Genomic DNA, 14,139 nt, shown 5'->3' with positions numbered 1-14,139 from the left:
AACCCGTGACGAGCCGCGCCCCCTACACGCACTGGAGCTTCGTCATGCCGTCCGCCCTTCCCCGCTGGTTTATTGCGTCCGCCTGCGCGGTGTGCCTGGCAGTCGCCGCCCTGCCCGCCGACGCCAAGCCCAAGCGCGGCACGCGCCTGAAACCGGCCCCGCAGTCGACCTATGCCGACGGCCAGACGGGCGCCCAGCGCCAGAAAAGCGAGGACGCCCGCCTGCGCCGCGAATGCCGCGGCCGGCCGAATTCAGGCGCCTGCCTGGGTTACGCCAACTGAATCGATTTCAAAACACAAGAAACGTCGTCATTCCCGCGCAGGCGGGAATCGAGCACCGAGGGACGTCGGCACTGGATTACCGACTACGCGGCAATGGCGGTCAAGGCTTTGATCGCCAGTTGGAATAAGGCCGATTTGCTTCCGTTTTAATAGCTTTTAACGCAGTACCCGTCTGCGCTGGAAGCATCTTTTGCCCTGATGTTCGTCAGCCCACCCGCACCGGCACAAACAGCTGCTGCCCCTGGCGCTGGATCAGCAGCGCCACCGACTTGTCGGCCTGGGCCACCAGCCCGCGCACCTGCGCCACGTCGCGCACCGGCTGGCCGTTGACCGACACGATCACGTCGCCCGGCTGCACGCCTGCGCGCGCCGCGGCGCCGCTGGCCTGCTGCACCAGCAGCCCGCCGTCGACCTTGGCATCGGCCCGCTCGTCGGGCTGCAGCGGGCGCAGCGCCAGGCCCAGCTTGCCCTGCTCGCCGGCGGCAGCCGCCACCGGGGCGCCCTTGGCTGGCGTGCCGCCCAGCTGGGCGGTCAGGGTTTCGGGCTTGCCGCTGCGCCACACTTCCAGCTTGACGCTGTCGCCCGGCCGCGCCAGCGCCAGTCGGGCCGGCAGGTCGCCCGAGGCCACCACGGGCTGGCCGTCGACGGCGGTGACCACGTCGCCCGCCTTCAGGCCGGCGCGCGCGGCGGGACCGCCGTCTTCGACGTTCGACACCAGCGCGCCCGCGGGCCGCGGCAGCTTGAACGAATCGGCAAACGCCTGGTTCACCTCCTGCACCGTCACGCCCAGGCGCGCGTGCTCGACCTTGCCGTGCGCCACGATCTGGTTCTTGATGTGCGTGGCCAGCTCGATCGGGATAGCGAACGACACGCCCTGGTAACCGCCCGAGCGGCTGTAGATCTGCGCGTTGATGCCCACCACCTCGCCGCGCGCGTTCAACAGCGGCCCGCCCGAGTTGCCGGGGTTCACCGCCACGTCCGTCTGGATGAAGGGCACGGCGCTGTCGTCGGGCAGCGAGCGGCCCTTGGCGCTGACCACGCCCGCCGTCACCGTGTTCTCGAAGCCGAACGGCGAGCCGATGGCCAGCACCCATTCACCCGCCTTCAGCGCCTGGCTGCTGCCCAGCGGCAGCGTGGGCAGGCCGGTGGCGGCGATCTTCAGCACGGCGATGTCGGTCTTGTCGTCGCGGCCCAGCACCTTGGCGCGGAACTCGCGCCGGTCGGTCAGCCGCACGTCCACCTCATCGGCGCCGCGCACCACGTGGGCGTTGGTCAAAATCAACCCGTCGGGGCTGACGATGAAGCCCGACCCCTGCCCGCGCGTGATCTGCGGCGCACCGCCGCCGCGCTGGCCCGGCCCCGGCCCGAACATCCCGGGCGGCATGCCAAAGCGGCGCAGAAAATCCTGCATCTGCGCATCGGGCACCCCGCCCTGCTGCGCGGCCGACGCGCCGTCCTCATCGTCATCCCCCAGCGCCACCTTGCGCGTGCCGCTGACGCTGATGTTGACCACCGCCGGCCCGTACTGGGCGGTGATGGCGCTGAAGTCCGGCGCCGCGACCAGCGCGGGCGCCGCAGGCGCCACCGATGGCGCGGCAGCGGCCACCACCGCAGGCGGCTGCGCCAGCGCATGCGTCAACGGCACCTGCCGCACCGCCGTCGCACCCACGCCGCCCAACACGCCAGCGGCCACCAACGCCGCCACCAGCTTCCTCGAAGTCCATTGCACAGGGGTGTTCATCTCTCGCATCCTTTCCATTGGTCCGCCCAACGGGGCGGTATGGGAAGAATGTGGGGGGCGAGAGTTAGGCGGGGCTTAGGACCAGACCGTGGACTGACGTTGAAAGCCCATGCTCCCGTATATGCGGCATCGAATTGTTGACCACAGGCTATTCTGCCGCTGCTCATTTTCCTCTGCTGGATCGCCATACGTTTTCTTGGCGGCTCTCCAACCCAAAGGGTCCTTATTAAATACCCGCAAATCCAGCAACGCTGATCGAAGAGCAAACCCTGAAAAATACATGAGCGTCAGACCGCATAAAAACCCAAGCCACCCCTACCAATGAGGCAACATATAATTAATACTTAAAATTGTTATCGCTAACCCAACGACCGCAACGATCATTGCCGGCCGGGCCCTGACATTCCCTTTCTCGTTGACTATCGCCCTCAGCAATAGACCCTTGACGAGAGACTTAATATTCATTTCAACTACTTAATAATATAAAACGGCGTCAGATTAAAAATGGGGTCAGATCACATTTTTTGTCGACGGGGGGTGACTTGAAACATTACTGCCACCCGCGCCCCACCCAACTCCGCCGACTCCCCCACTTCAATCACCGCCCCATGCCTCTCCGCCACCGCGCGCGCAATGGCCAACCCCAGCCCGCTGCCGTGCCCCGGCGCCCCCGGAGCGCGGTAGAAGCGGTCCAGCACGCGGGCGCGGTCTTCGGGGGCGATGCCGGGGCCGCTGTCTTCGACCGATAGGCGCGCGCCCTGCCCCGCCTGCGCGGGTTCGACGTTAACGCGCACGTGGCCACCTTTGGGCGTGTGGCGCAGGGCGTTGTCGAGCAGGTTGCGCAGCAGCACGGCCAGGGCCTCGGGTTGGCCGGGCACCCGCGCGGCGGCGGGGGCGTCCACGGTCAGGTCGATGCCGCGGCGCGCGGCTTCGGAGGCAGCTTCGGCCACGGCGACGTGGGCCAGCGCGGCCAGGTTGACGTCCATCAGGGGCGCGTCGCGCGCGGCGCCTTCCTGGCGGGCCAGGGCCAGCAGTTGTTCGACCAGCCGGGTGGCGCGGTCGATGCCGGCCAGCAGGCGGCTTTCGGCGGTCTGGCGCGCGGCGGGCGTGTCGGCGCGCTGCAGACCTTGCACTTGCAGGCGCAGCGCGGCCAGGGGTGAGCGCAACTCGTGCGCGGCGTCGGCGGTGAAGTGGGTCAGTGCGTCCCACGCGGCGGACAGGCGCGTCAGCAGGCCGTTCATCTCGTCGACCAACGGCCGCACCTCGGCCGGAAGGCCGGCGGTGGGCAGGGGCGACAGGTCGTCGGGCCGGCGCGTGGCCACCTGGCGGCGGGCGCGCTCAATGGGGCCGAGCGCGCGGCCGATAACCCACCACACGATCAGCATCAGCACCGGCGCCAGCAGCGCCACGGGCAGCACGGCGCGCAACGCCAGCTGGCCCGCCATGCGGCCGCGCGCGGCGGCCTGCTGCGCCACCTGCACCACCTGGGTAGCGGTGCGCAGGGCGTAGACGCGGTAGCGCTCGCCGCCGGCATTGACGTCAGAGAAGCCGATGACGGCCTGCGGCTGCAGCAGCCGGCCGTGCGGGCTGCGGTACAGCATCAGGCCGTCGGCGCGCCAGACCTGGATGATCATCTCGCGCGCGGCCGGCTCGTCTACGGCCGGCGTGTCGTCGTCGCCCAGACCGCCCTCGCCCAGCCGGCCCGACAGCGTGAGGGCGATGCGCTGCATCTGGGCGTCGAACAGCGCTTCGGTCTCGGCGCGCGCGGTGCGGTAGGTGACGGCGGCCTGCAGCGCGGCAAAGGCCAGCACGGCAGCCAGCAGCGCGCCGGTGAGCTGGCGGCGCAGCGAGGGCGCGGGGGATGGCAGCCGCTCGGTGTTCATGGTGCGCCGTCGGCCCTCACCCCTGCCCTCTGCCAGAGGGAGAGGCGGTTTCGTTGAAATGGCGTGGCTTGGTCCGAAAGCCAGGCATGGCTGTACCCATGAATGGATTTTTCAAGTGTTTTCGCCCTCCACCGCTTGCCAGATAAGCGCAATCAGCTATCATTTCATGAGCAAAAAACAGCCCATCATGCATGCTATCCCGTGGCCGCGAAGCAGGCCACGCCAACGCAAGCGCAACATCCCGCACGACCCGCTCGTCGTCAAATGGCCGCGGAGCAGGCCGCACGGGAACGCCGCGCTCGGGGTCTCCCCGAGCGCCAGCGTTGTCCCCCTGGGGGGAAGGCGCCGCAGGCGACTCAGGGGGGCGCATGGTTCGGCACCCGATAACCCAGACCACGCTGGTTCTCGATCAGCCCCGCGCCCAGCTTTTTGCGCACGCCATGGATGTACACCTCCACCGCGTTGCTGCTGACGTCGTCGCGCCACGAATACAGCTTTTCTTCCAGCTGCTGGCGCGACAGCACGCGGCCGGGGCGCGCCAGCAGCGGCTCCAGCACGGCCCATTCGCGCGCCGACAAGGGCACCGGCTCGCCTTTCAGGGTGACTTCTCGTGTGGCGAGCACGATGCGCACGTCGCCCCACTCATACGCCGGCTCGGCGCGGCCGTCGGCGCGCCGCAGCAGCGCGCGGATGCGCGCCAGCAGCTCATCCAGGTCGTAGGGCTTGACGATGTAGTCGTCGGCCCCCGCGTCCAGCCCCGCCACGCGGTCGGCCACGGCGTCGCGCGCGGTAGCGACCAGCACCGGCAGGCGCTGTTTTTGCGCCCGCAGCCAGCGCAGCACCGACAGGCCGTCCTGCCGCGGCAGGCCCAGGTCGAGCAGCATCAGGTCGTAGGGCGTGGTGGCCAGCGCGGTCTGGGCCATGGCGCCGTCCTTGACCCAGTCGACGGCGTAATGCTCGGCGCGCAGGGCGTCCAGCACCACTTCGCCGATCATCGTGTCGTCTTCCACCAGCAGGATGCGCATGCGCCCCATTGTGCCGCGCAGGCGGCCCCATGCGCCGTCAGGCGCCTCCATTCCGACGTCTTTTGCTATCGATTAGATAGCTTCAGGCGCTTCATGGGCGCGGGCCCGGCGCGCTTTTGACGGTATTGGTATATTCGGGCGGTCAGCGGCGCCTTCACAGGCTGCCCGCGTCGCCTTTCAACCCCCGTTTGCTGATTCCGCCTTGACGACCACCCGCCGGCTGCCGCGTGGGTGCCGCCGCCCCACCGTTCACCCTTTTTGATGGATCTTGTCTACCTGCTCCTGCTGCCGTTTGCCGGCAGCCTGGTCGCCGCCCTGATGCCGACGCACGCGCGCACGGCCGCGGCGGCCTGGGCAGCACTGGTCAGCGGGGTGGCGCTGGTGTGGGTGGCGCTGCTGTTCCCCACCCTGCAGGCGGGCGAGGTGCTGCGCGAGGAATACCGCTGGATTCCGTCGGCCGGCATCAACTTTGCCGTGCGCATGGACGGCTTTGCCTGGATGTTTGCCATGCTGGTGACGGGCATCGGCACCCTGGTGGCGCTGTACGCGCGCTACTACATGAGCAAGAACGACCCGGTGCCGCGCTTTTTCTCGTTCTTCCTGGCCTTCATGGGCGCCATGCTGGGCGTGGTGCTGTCGGGCAACGTGGTGCAGCTGGCCTTCTTCTGGGAGCTGACCAGCCTGTTCAGCTTTCTGCTCATCGGTTACTGGCACCACCGCAAGGACGCCCGGCGCGGCGCCCGCATGGCGCTGGCGGTGACCGGCGCCGGCGGCCTGGCCATGCTGGCGGGCATGCTGATGCTGGGGCACATAGCCGGCAGCTACCAGCTGGATGTGATCCTGGGCGCGGGCGACCGCATCCGCGCCCACCCGCTGTACACGCCCATGCTGGTGCTGGTGCTGCTGGGGGCGCTGACCAAGAGCGCGCAATTCCCCTTCCAGTTCTGGCTGCCGCGCGCCATGGCGGCGCCCACGCCGGTGTCGGCCTACCTGCATTCGGCCACCATGGTGAAGGCCGGCGTGTTTCTGCTGGCGCGGCTGTGGCCGGCGCTGTCGGGCACTGAACAGTGGTTCTGGCTGGTCGGTGGCGCGGGCGTCATCACCCTGGTGCTGGGGGCGTACATCGCCATGTTCCAGACCGACCTGAAGGGGCTGCTGGCGTATTCGACCATCAGCCACCTGGGCCTGATCACGCTGCTGCTGGGGCTGAACCGCGACCTGGCGGCGGTGGCGGCGGTGTTCCACATCATGAACCACGCGACCTTCAAGGCGTCGCTGTTCATGGCCGCCGGCATCATCGACCACGAAACCGGCACGCGCGATCTGCGGCGGCTGTCGGGCCTGTGGCGCGCCATGCCGATCACCGGCACGCTGGCCTTCGTCGCCAGCGCGGCCATGGCCGGCGTGCCGCTGCTCAACGGCTTTCTGTCGAAGGAGATGTTCTTCGCCGAAACCGTGGACCTGAGCGCCATGCCTTGGCTGGACTTTGGCCTGCCGGTGGCGGCCACGGTGGCGGGCATCTTTGCGGTGGTGTATTCGCTGCGCTTTGCGGTCGACGTGTTTTTGGGGCCACCGGCGCGCGACCTGCCGATCGAGCCGCACGAGCCGGTGCGCTGGATGCGCGTGCCGATCGAGGTGCTGGTGCTGCTGTGCCTGATCGTCGGCATCTTTCCCCAATGGTCCATCGGCCCGGCGCTCGATCTGGCGGCGCGCCCCGTGGTGGGCGGGCCGATGCCGCGGTTCAGCCTGGCGATCTGGCATGGCTTCAACAAGCCGCTGATCATGAGCACGATCGCGCTGGTCGGCGGCATTGCGCTGTTCATGCTGCTGCGCGGCGGGCTGGAAAGCGGGCGCATCCGCCGCGTGCCGCTGCTGTACCGGCTGGACGGGCAGCGCATGTTCCAGAGCGCGCTGTACGGCCTGGACCGCGCCAGCCGCTGGGCGCTGGGCGCGCTGTCGACCCACCGGCTGCAGCCGCAGATGCTGCTGATGGTGGTGGCGGCCATTGCCGTGGCCACGGCGGCGCTGTGGCCGGGCGGCGTCAGCTGGGGCCCTCGCGAACGCGTACCCGCCAATCTGGAATTCGCCCTGCTGTGGGTGTTTGGCTGCATCTGCGCCCTGGCGCTGGCCAACCAGGCCAAGTTCCACCGGCTGGTGGCGCTCATTCTGCTGGGCGCGGTGGGGCTGGTGGTGAGCCTGACCTTCCTGTGGTTCTCGGCGCCCGACCTGGCGCTGACGCAGCTGACAGTGGAGGTGGTGACCACGGTGCTGTTCCTGCTGGGCCTGCGCTGGCTGCCCAAGCGCCTGCCGTCCGAATCCGCACGGCTGGCCGCGCGCGTGCGGCTGCGCCGCGGGCGCGACCTGCTGGTGTCGGTGGTGGCGGGCGGCGGCATGGCCGTGCTGGCCTACGCCATGATGACGCGGCCGGCGCCGCAAAGCATTTCGCCCTTCTTCCTGGACCGCGCGGTGCCCGAAGGCGGCGGCACCAACGTGGTCAACGTCATGCTGGTCGACTTCCGCGCCTTCGACACCATGGGCGAGATCACCGTGCTGGGCATCGTTGGCCTGACGGTGTACGCGCTGCTGCGGCGCTTCCGCCCGCCGCGCGAAATGGCCAAGCTGCCGCCGCAACAACGCGCCGTGCCGCCCGACCTGGTGAGCGACCTGATCAACCCGCGCACCGCGCAGGACACCGCGCTGGGCTACGCCATGGTGCCGGCGGTGCTGGTGCGCGTGCTGCTGCCGGTGGCGGCGGTCATCGCCATGTACTTCTTCATGCGCGGGCACAACCTGCCGGGCGGCGGCTTCGTGGCGGGGCTGTGCGTGTCCATCGCCTTCCTCACGCAGTACATCGTGGCCGGCACGCACTGGGTCGAGGCACACCTGCAGCTCAAGGTGGTGCGCTGGATTGCGTGGGGGCTGCTGATCGCCGTGGCCACCGGGCTGGGTTCGCTGTGGTTTGGCTACCCATTCCTGACCTCGCACACGGCGCACCTCACGCTGCCGGTGCTGGGCGAGATCCACCTGGCCAGCGCCATGTTCTTCGACCTGGGCGTGTTCGCGGTGGTGGTCGGCTCCACGCTGCTGATCCTGACGGCGCTGGCCCACCAGTCGGTGCGCGGCCACCGCCGGCTGCCCGAGAAAACCGTGACCGCCACCACCGGGCCGAGGGAGATCGACTGATGGAGGTCATCATCGCCATCGCCATCGGCGTGCTGGGCGGCTCCGGCGTGTGGCTGGTGCTGCGGCCGCGCACGTTCCAGGTGCTGATGGGGCTGTCGCTGCTGGCCTACGCGGTCAACCTGTTCATCTTTGCCATGGGCAGCCTGTTCCACGACCGCGAGCCCATCGTGCAGACCGGCCTGGTGCCCAACCTGGAAAATTACACCGACCCGCTGCCGCAGGCGCTGGTGCTGACGGCCATCGTGATCGGCTTTGCCACCTCGGCCATGTTCCTGGTGGTGCTGCTGGCCTCGCGGGGCCTGTCGGACACCGACCATGTGGACGGTGAAGAGCCGGACGACGGCACGGCGCATGTGTCGATTGCCAGCGCCGCGGCCTCGCCGCCGGGCGAAGCAGACGAGGGCCGACGCTCATGACGCTGGCCCACCTGCTCGACGCTGCCATGCCGCACCTGATCGTGGCGCCCATCCTGCTGCCGATGGTCACCGCGGCCGTCATGCTGCTGCTGGGCGATGCGCGCCGGCCGCTGAAGGCGGTCATCAATGTGATGTCGTGCGTGCTGGGCGTGGGCATCGCCATCGCGCTGGTGTACTGGGTGCAGCAGCTGGGCGGCCCGCAGGCCGTGGGCGTGTACCTGCCGGGCAACTGGCCGGTGCCCTACGGCATCGTGCTGGTGGTCGACCGGCTGTCGGCCATGATGGTGCTGCTGTCCAGCGTGCTGGGACTGGCCGGGGTGCTGTACGCGTCGGCGCGCTGGCACAAGGCGGGGGTGCACTTTCACCCGCTGTTCCAGCTGCAGCTGATGGGGCTGTACGGCGCCTTTCTCACGGCCGATCTGTTCAACCTGTTCGTCTCGTTCGAGATCATGCTGACGGCGTCGTACGGGCTGCTGCTGCATGGCTCGGGCTGGGCGCGCGTGCGTTCGGGCCTGCACTACATCGCCATGAACCTGATGGCGTCGTGCATGTTCCTGATTGGCGTGGCCATCCTGTACGGCGTAACCGGCACGCTCAACTTTGCCGACATGGCCATCATGGTGCCCGCCATCGCCGAAAACGACCGCGGCCTGCTGCACGCGGGCGCGGCCATCCTGGCCATCGCGTTCCTGGTCAAGGCCGCTGCATGGCCGCTCAACTTCTGGTTGCCGATGGCGTATTCGAGCGCGTCGGCGCCGGTGGCGGCGCTGTTCGCCATCATGACCAAGCTGGGCGTGTACGCCGTGCTGCGGCTGTGGACGCTGCTGTTTCCAGCCGACGCGGGCGTGTCGGCGCTGTTCGGCGGGCCGGTGCTGGTGGGGCTGGGGCTGGTCACGCTGGCGTTTGGCGTCGTCGGCGTCATCGCCACGCAACACCTGGGGCGCATGGCGGCGTTCTGCGCCATCGTGTCGTCGGGCACGCTGCTGGCGGCGCTGGGTTTCGGCCAGCCGGCGGTGACGGGCGGCGCGCTGTACTACACGCTGGGCTCCACGCTGGCAGTCGCCGCCTTCTTCCTGCTGGTCGAGCTGATCGACCGCACGCGCGAGGTCGAAGAACACCCGCTGTACGTCAGCGAAGTCGAGCCCGAGGACGCCTTCGCCTATCCGGTCGACCTGGTGCCCACGCGCGACGTCAACCTGGACGACGACGAGCAGGCGCTGTTCGGCCGTGCCATTCCCGCCGCCATGGCCTTTCTGGGCCTGGCCTTCATCGTCTGCGCGCTGACCATTGCCGGGCTGCCGCCCATGGCCGGCTTTGTCGGCAAGGTGGTGGTGCTGTCGGCGCTGCTCAACCCGGCCGGCTTTGGCGAGCAGGCGCCGGTGTCGATGGCGGCGTGGGTGCTGCTGGCGCTGCTGGTGGTGGGCGGGCTGCTGACCACCATCGCCATGTCGCGCGCCGGCGTGCGCTATTTCTGGGCCACGCACGACCGCCCCACCCCGCGCCTGCGCATCATCGAGACGCTGCCCATCGCCCTACTGCTGGGGCTGGTCGGCGTACTGGTGTGGCAGGCCGACGCCGTGCTGCGCTACGCCAATGCCACCGCGCGCGCGCTGCACGACCCCAAGGAATACATCGGCACGGTGGTGTCCACCCGGCCGCTGCCCTCGCCCCACGCCACCGGCGAAGGAGGATTGCGCCGATGAGAAGACGCCTGCTGCCCGCGCCGCTGCTGACGGCCGCGCTCATCGTGATGTGGCTGGTGCTGAACCGCTCGGTCAGCGCCGGCCAGATCATCCTGGCCGTGCTGTTTGGCGTGGCCGCGCCAGCGCTGCTGGCGCCGCTGCGGCCGGCGCGCCCGCGCATCCGCCGGCCGTGGGTGCTGCTGCGGCTGATCGGGGTGGTCGGGCGCGACGTGATCAAGTCCAGCATGGAAGTGTTCTGGACCCTGCTGCGCAACCGCAGCGAGCCGGTGCACAGCCGCTTCGTCCACATTCCGCTCGATCTGCGCGACCCGAGCGCGCTGGCGTCGCTTGCCATGATCACCACCGTGGTGCCGGGCACCGTGTGGTGCGAACTGGCGCGCGACCACAGCGCGCTGCTGCTGCATGTGTGGCACGCACCCGACGAGGCCGCCTTCATCGACCATTACAAGCGCACCTACGAAAGGCCGCTGATGGAGATCTTTCAGTCATGAGCCCGCTGCTGTCCGGCGCCATCACCGTCACCCTCACGGTGTACGGCCTGGCCATCCTGATGATGACGTGGCGCCTGCTGCGCGGCCCCTCGGCGCAGGACCGGGTGATGGCGCTCGACGTCATCTACGTCGTCGGCATGCTGATCGCGCTGGTGGTCGGCATCCGCTACACCAGCAGCATGTACTTTGAAGCCGCGCTGCTGATCGCCCTGTTCGGCTTCGTCAGCTCGGCGGCGATGGCGAAGTTTTTGTTGCGCGGGGAGGTGATCGAATGAGCGAAGCACGAGGGGCCCCGCGCAGCGGGGATCGGGCCGCGAATTCGATCGAGCGGCCGACCACCCAAGCCATTAACCCTGCCAAGGCCTTGCGGAGGCCGCGGAGCAAGTGATGACGTCCGAATCCTTGCCCCTCTGGATCGAAGCCCTCGTCGCCGTGCTGCTGCTGGGCAGCGCCGTGTTCGTGCTGGCCGCGGCCTGGGGCATGGTGCGGCTGAAGTCGTTCTTCCAGCGCCTGCACCCGCCGGCGCTGGTGTTCGTGGGGGCGTCGTGGTGCGTCACGCTGGCCTCCATCGTCTACTTCTCGGCGCTGGCGCAGGGGCCCGAACTGCACGTGTGGCTGATCATCATCCTGCTGTCGATCACGGTGCCGATCACCACCGTGCTGCTGGCCCGCGCCGCGCTTTTCCGCGGTCGCCAGGCGGGCGACCCGGACCTGCCACCCGCGCTGCAGCCCAAGTCGGCGCCGCCGCCGGCTCGCGATTCGTAGTCAAACAACCTGCTGGCGCTGATCTATCCAGGGCGCGCAGCTATCGATTCAAGAGCACCAACGGATTCAGGGCCGCGCCATCCTGCACGTGTGCGGCATCGCGGCGCGCTCGGCGTCCAGCTGGCGCACCACGCGAAAGCCGTAGCCCGAGCCTTCCACGTCGAACGGCACGCCGGGCGCGCCCTGGCGGTCCATGATGCCCACCATCAGCCCTTGCTGAAACTGGTGGTCGGCCGCCCGCATGCGCCCGCGCTGGCCAGCCAGCGAGACGTCGGCCGACTCCAGCGCGCGCGCCACGGCCAGCGGGTCGGTGCCGCCGGCACGCTCGACGGCCTGCGCCAGCGCCTCGACCATGAGCTGCATGCGCACGTGCACGTAGTCTTCCGGCGCCTTCGGAAAGCGCTCGCGGAACGCCTTGTAGAACGCCGCGCCTTCGGCCGTGGGCGCGTTGGGCAGCCAGTCGGCCACCGCCACCACCTTGCCGATGCCGGCCTCGCCGATGGCCGCCGGCGCGCCCAGGGCGTTGCCGTAGAAGGTGTAGAAGCGCCCTTCAAAGCCGGCCTCGCGCGCGGCCTTGACCAGCAGCGTCAGGTCGTTGCCCCAGTTGCCGGTCAGCACCGCCTGCGCGCCTGATGACTTGATCTTGCTGGCGTAAGGCAGGAAGTCCTTCACGCGGCCAATCGGGTGCAGTTCTTCGCCCACGATGGCCACGTCGGGCCGCTGCGCCGTGATCTGGCGCCGCGCCTCGCGCAGCACCGCCTGGCCAAAGCTGTAGTCCTGGCCGATCAGGTAGATGCCCTTGAGCTGCGCGTCGTCGCGGATCACCTGCATCAACGCCGTCATGCGCATGTCGGCGTGCGCGTCGAAGCGGAAGTGCCAGAAGCTGCAGAGTTCGTTGGTCAGGATCGGATCGACCGCCGAATAGTTGAGGAACAGCACGCGCCGGTTGGGATCGCGCTCGTTGTGCTTGTGGATGGCGTCGATCAGCGCCGCCGCCACGGCGGACGAGTTGCCCTGCAGCACGAACTGCGCGCCACCGTCGATGGCCGCCCGCAGCATGGCCAGCGATTCCTCGGCCTGGCCCTTGTTGTCGAAGCGCTGCAACTGCAGCGGCCGGCGCCCCTGCCGCGTGGGCACGCCGCCGCGCGCGTTGACGCGCTCGATGGCCCACGCGATGTTGCGCCACACCGCCTCGCCCGTGTTGGCAAACGGGCCGCTCAACGATTCGATCAGCGCCAGCTTGATGGGCTGGCCGGCCTGCGCGTGCGCGGCGAGGGGTAGGCCTGCGCCCATCAGGGCGAATGATGCGCCCAGCACGGCGTGGCGACGGTTCAGGTGTGGCATGGTCAGGTGGGAAAGTAAAAAGCAGGAACAGCGCCCAGGACGCTATGAATAAGGTCGCTGCACGCGCAAGCAGCGCGACGGCCGTCAGGTGGTGGGTGATGAAGCGGCCGACTCGGGCACCGACGCGCGCGCCAGGTAGTCGTCGACCAGGTCGAAGAAGCGCTGGTACAGCACCTTGTCGGTCACGGTTTCGCTGGCGATCTTGACCATCGAATCCATGCTGCCTTCGACCGGCAGCGACAGCGACCCGATGCCGCCCACGCCCAGCGACGCCGACTCCTTGACCTTGCGCACCACGTACTGATCCTGCAGGCCGCTGACGAAGGCAACCGTGCCGGTGGCTGCACCCGCTTCGGCGGCGCACACGACGCGAAATTCGAGCTGCACATGGTGCGCCGCGCTGGGCTGGAAGTACTTGCGGCCGGACACCTGGTCGGCCTGCGCGGGGTGGACGACGTAGCCCTGGCTCAGCAGCGCGCGGCGCGCGGCCTCGCAGGTGCGCGACGGCGCCGCGGCAAAGTGGTGCACGTAGGCACTGCCGTCAAAGGTTTCGGGTTGATAGTCCAGCAGGGCCGTGGGCTGCGGCGACAGGCCCGTGCAGGCCACCAGCCCCAGCGGCCCCAGCGCCATCAGCAGGCGGCGCGGCGTGGCAGAAAGAGACATCCGGTACAACAAACTTCAGACAAGGGCGAATGGTAACGCCTGACGGCGACACCGCCATGACAGGTGCGGCCGCCCCCTGAGGCCCGCACCCGCGTTTTTCAAGGGCCCGGCGCTCACATTTTTGTGCTTGCCGGGTGCTTGAAATGGCGCGCGGTGGTCGCAGCTTGGGTGGCAGAAGGGCCGCACCGGCCCACCACCCTTGAAAGGAAATTGCCCATGTTCATCACCACCGCTTCTGCCCCCGTCGTCAGCCGCTCGGTCTATGCACCGGCGCTGCGGTCGCTGGACCGCTTTCTGAACGACGCACTCAGCGCGGCGCGCAGCGCCGGCACGCAGTTCAAGGACGAGGACAAGCACTGGTCGCTCAGCGTCGACCTGCCCGGCGTCAGCCGCGAGCAGCTGACCATCGCCATCGAAGGGCAGCAAGTGAAGATCGACACCGTCGAAGGCGCACCGCGCAAGTACGCCAAGGCCTACGAGTTCAACCAGGACATCGACGCCGCCGCCAGCAGCGCCAGGCTGGAAAACGGCGTGCTGACGCTGACGCTGGTCAAGCGCTTGCCGGAAAGCAAGGCGACCACGCTGGAAATCAATTGATCCCCCCTGAGGCGCTGACGCGCCTTCCCCCCAGGGGACAACGCTGG

General features: G+C 68.8%; 12 protein-coding genes and 1 pseudogene. 8 read left to right on the top strand and 5 right to left on the bottom strand.

What is annotated here, in order from left to right:
- The first annotated feature begins 5 nt into the window (after window positions 1-5).
- Entirely contained in the window at window positions 6-281 is a 276-nt protein-coding gene (locus R0D99_RS07920) for a hypothetical protein (RefSeq protein ID WP_317750856.1), read from the top strand.
- Between the two features lie 205 nt (window positions 282-486).
- On the opposite strand, the gene R0D99_RS07915 is transcribed toward R0D99_RS07920, so the two are convergent.
- The 3 genes from R0D99_RS07915 to R0D99_RS07905 all read right to left on the bottom strand — a co-directional run bounded on the left by R0D99_RS07915 (window position 487) and on the right by R0D99_RS07905 (window position 4,930).
- Window positions 487-2,022 (bottom strand): Do family serine endopeptidase, encoded by a 1,536-nt coding sequence (locus R0D99_RS07915; protein WP_317750855.1) that lies wholly within the window; start codon window positions 2,020-2,022, stop codon window positions 487-489.
- A gap of 515 nt (window positions 2,023-2,537) precedes the next feature.
- Window positions 2,538-3,905, bottom strand: a complete 1,368-nt coding sequence (locus tag R0D99_RS07910; RefSeq protein WP_317750854.1) for an ATP-binding protein — start codon at window positions 3,903-3,905, stop codon at window positions 2,538-2,540.
- A gap of 356 nt (window positions 3,906-4,261) precedes the next feature.
- The gene (locus R0D99_RS07905) at window positions 4,262-4,930 is read right to left on the bottom strand and encodes a response regulator transcription factor (RefSeq protein WP_317750853.1); all 669 of its coding nucleotides are present in this window, start codon (window positions 4,928-4,930) and stop codon (window positions 4,262-4,264) included.
- A 261-nt stretch (window positions 4,931-5,191) separates the two neighbouring features.
- Here R0D99_RS07905 and R0D99_RS07900 point away from each other — a divergent pair, with 261 nt between their 5' ends.
- The 6 genes and pseudogenes from R0D99_RS07900 (at window position 5,192) to R0D99_RS07875 (ending at window position 11,488) form a co-directional block, all read left to right on the top strand.
- Window positions 5,192-8,113, top strand: coding sequence for a monovalent cation/H+ antiporter subunit A (locus tag R0D99_RS07900; RefSeq protein WP_317750852.1), 2,922 nt, complete (start codon window positions 5,192-5,194; stop codon window positions 8,111-8,113).
- Window positions 8,113-8,454 (top strand): annotated as a pseudogene (locus R0D99_RS07895) (Na+/H+ antiporter subunit C); the annotation flags it as partial. The gene R0D99_RS07900 and the pseudogene R0D99_RS07895, both read left to right, overlap by 1 nt.
- A 71-nt stretch (window positions 8,455-8,525) precedes the next feature.
- The gene (locus tag R0D99_RS07890; RefSeq protein ID WP_317750850.1) at window positions 8,526-10,232 is read left to right on the top strand and encodes a monovalent cation/H+ antiporter subunit D; all 1,707 of its coding nucleotides are present in this window, start codon (window positions 8,526-8,528) and stop codon (window positions 10,230-10,232) included.
- Window positions 10,229-10,723, top strand: coding sequence for a Na+/H+ antiporter subunit E (locus R0D99_RS07885; protein ID WP_317750848.1), 495 nt, complete (start codon window positions 10,229-10,231; stop codon window positions 10,721-10,723). Before R0D99_RS07890 ends, R0D99_RS07885 begins: the two co-directional genes overlap by 4 nt.
- Window positions 10,720-10,998, top strand: a complete 279-nt coding sequence (locus tag R0D99_RS07880; protein WP_317750846.1) for a K+/H+ antiporter subunit F — start codon at window positions 10,720-10,722, stop codon at window positions 10,996-10,998. The genes R0D99_RS07885 and R0D99_RS07880 overlap by 4 nt, the downstream gene beginning before the upstream one ends.
- Before the next feature lie 112 nt (window positions 10,999-11,110).
- A complete protein-coding gene (locus R0D99_RS07875) occupies window positions 11,111-11,488 on the top strand; it encodes a Na+/H+ antiporter subunit G (protein WP_317750845.1) in 378 nt (125 codons plus the stop codon).
- Between the two features lie 66 nt (window positions 11,489-11,554).
- Here R0D99_RS07875 and R0D99_RS07870 read toward each other — a convergent pair whose 3' ends face one another.
- Window positions 11,555-12,832 carry a branched-chain amino acid ABC transporter substrate-binding protein gene (locus R0D99_RS07870; RefSeq protein WP_416365981.1) on the bottom strand — a complete coding sequence of 426 codons (1,278 nt, stop codon included), beginning with the start codon at window positions 12,830-12,832 and terminating at the stop codon, window positions 11,555-11,557.
- Window positions 12,833-12,916: 84 nt separating this feature from the next.
- The gene (locus R0D99_RS07865) at window positions 12,917-13,495 is read right to left on the bottom strand and encodes a DUF2242 domain-containing protein (RefSeq protein ID WP_317750844.1); all 579 of its coding nucleotides are present in this window, start codon (window positions 13,493-13,495) and stop codon (window positions 12,917-12,919) included.
- A 216-nt stretch (window positions 13,496-13,711) separates the two neighbouring features.
- On the opposite strand from R0D99_RS07865, the gene R0D99_RS07860 reads away from it, so the two are divergent.
- A complete protein-coding gene (locus R0D99_RS07860) occupies window positions 13,712-14,092 on the top strand; it encodes an Hsp20/alpha crystallin family protein (protein ID WP_317750842.1) in 381 nt (126 codons plus the stop codon).
- The last annotated feature ends 47 nt before the right edge of the window (window positions 14,093-14,139 follow it).

The sequence above is a fragment of the Ottowia sp. SB7-C50 genome (assembly GCF_033110285.1).
Taxonomy (GTDB): Bacteria; Pseudomonadota; Gammaproteobacteria; order Burkholderiales; family Burkholderiaceae_C; genus Ottowia.
The sequence above is the reverse complement of the archived record's forward strand: the minus strand, read 5'-3'. Positions and strand labels throughout refer to the sequence as shown.

Coding starts and splice junctions, on each gene's coding strand:
- R0D99_RS07915 (WP_317750855.1), bottom strand. CDS start 2,022: ATGAACACCCCTGTGCAATGGACTTCGAGGAAGCTGGTGGCGGCGTTG.
- R0D99_RS07910 (WP_317750854.1), bottom strand. CDS start 3,905: ATGAACACCGAGCGGCTGCCATCCCCCGCGCCCTCGCTGCGCCGCCAG.
- R0D99_RS07905 (WP_317750853.1), bottom strand. CDS start 4,930: ATGCGCATCCTGCTGGTGGAAGACGACACGATGATCGGCGAAGTGGTG.
- R0D99_RS07900 (WP_317750852.1), top strand. CDS start 5,192: ATGGATCTTGTCTACCTGCTCCTGCTGCCGTTTGCCGGCAGCCTGGTC.
- R0D99_RS07890 (WP_317750850.1), top strand. CDS start 8,526: ATGACGCTGGCCCACCTGCTCGACGCTGCCATGCCGCACCTGATCGTG.
- R0D99_RS07885 (WP_317750848.1), top strand. CDS start 10,229: ATGAGAAGACGCCTGCTGCCCGCGCCGCTGCTGACGGCCGCGCTCATC.
- R0D99_RS07880 (WP_317750846.1), top strand. CDS start 10,720: ATGAGCCCGCTGCTGTCCGGCGCCATCACCGTCACCCTCACGGTGTAC.
- R0D99_RS07875 (WP_317750845.1), top strand. CDS start 11,111: ATGACGTCCGAATCCTTGCCCCTCTGGATCGAAGCCCTCGTCGCCGTG.
- R0D99_RS07870 (WP_416365981.1), bottom strand. CDS start 12,832: ATGCCACACCTGAACCGTCGCCACGCCGTGCTGGGCGCATCATTCGCC.
- R0D99_RS07865 (WP_317750844.1), bottom strand. CDS start 13,495: ATGTCTCTTTCTGCCACGCCGCGCCGCCTGCTGATGGCGCTGGGGCCG.
- R0D99_RS07860 (WP_317750842.1), top strand. CDS start 13,712: ATGTTCATCACCACCGCTTCTGCCCCCGTCGTCAGCCGCTCGGTCTAT.